The organism is Enhygromyxa salina, from assembly GCF_000737335.2.
Lineage (GTDB): Bacteria > Myxococcota_A > Polyangia > Nannocystales > Nannocystaceae > Plesiocystis > Plesiocystis salina_C.
Map to the genome: position 1 here is coordinate 1 of NZ_JMCC02000292.1, position 922 is coordinate 922.

The following is a 922-nucleotide window of genomic DNA, read 5'->3' on the forward strand; positions in this document are numbered from 1 at the left end:
CGGCCTTCCTGCTTGCCGATTCGGTGGGCCTTCTCGCCCAGGAAGCTGTTGCGCTCGAGATCGGAGATCTCGTACTCCTCGAAGGTGATGAAGCGATACGAGTCCCGTTCCTCCTGCTCGCGCAATTCTTCGCGGGCACGCTCGGCGATGTCGGTGGGCGTGGTCGTCAGCATGAGCACAGTGTAGCTCCGGCACTCCCACGGATCGAGGGTCTGTACCGCAATCCAAGCGGCCCGGATCGCGGCCACCCGCCGCTCCACGGGCGTGTCCGACGCTGCGTGGTAGACGGCGCCGAGGATCGTCTCGTGGGGTCGACGCCGTGCCTCTTCGACGTCGTCAATCAGCTCGATATGATCCGGCTCAACGAGGGCAGGTGGTGGCAATATTTTCGGGATCAACTTCGTGCGTATGCGGGCCCGAAGCACTGGATCAGGCGTAAACACGGCCACGACCGCGGGTTTCTTCGACTCCGCCCCGACCGCGACCGCGTAGAGCGCCCAATTCCACTGTTTATTCGCGTCCCAGCACAGCTGCACCTCGATAATCCAGTGCATGAGGGTGACACCGTTGCCGGCAATAGCGACGAGCAAGAAATCGATCAACCCTTTGCGTGCCCGGCGGTTGAGGTTGGGAACTTCAAAGGTCGGCGTGCGCTCACGGACTTCACTGACCTCGATCAGATCAATCCCCGCGGCCGCACACAGGATCTCGATCAACGCCAGTCGAGGCATCTTGCTGAGAAGCAAGATCAGGGCCTCATGCGCGGTCGCAAGCTGCTCGGGGTCGGCCATCGAGCCTGCTGAATCGCAAGCGACATGCCGGCACGACGATCGTAGTCATCTCGGTGACTTGCGATATTTCTGCGATCGCAAAGTGGCCCGTCACCGGGACGGTGGCCCGCCACCGGGCCACCCATGATCCT

General features: G+C 62.3%; 1 protein-coding gene. It reads right to left on the reverse strand.

From position 1 onward, the window contains the following. Positions 1-791 (reverse strand): hypothetical protein (locus tag DB30_RS40965; protein WP_052559546.1); only part of this gene is annotated, 791 nt, incomplete at its 3' end. Positions 792-922 lie beyond the last annotated feature (131 nt).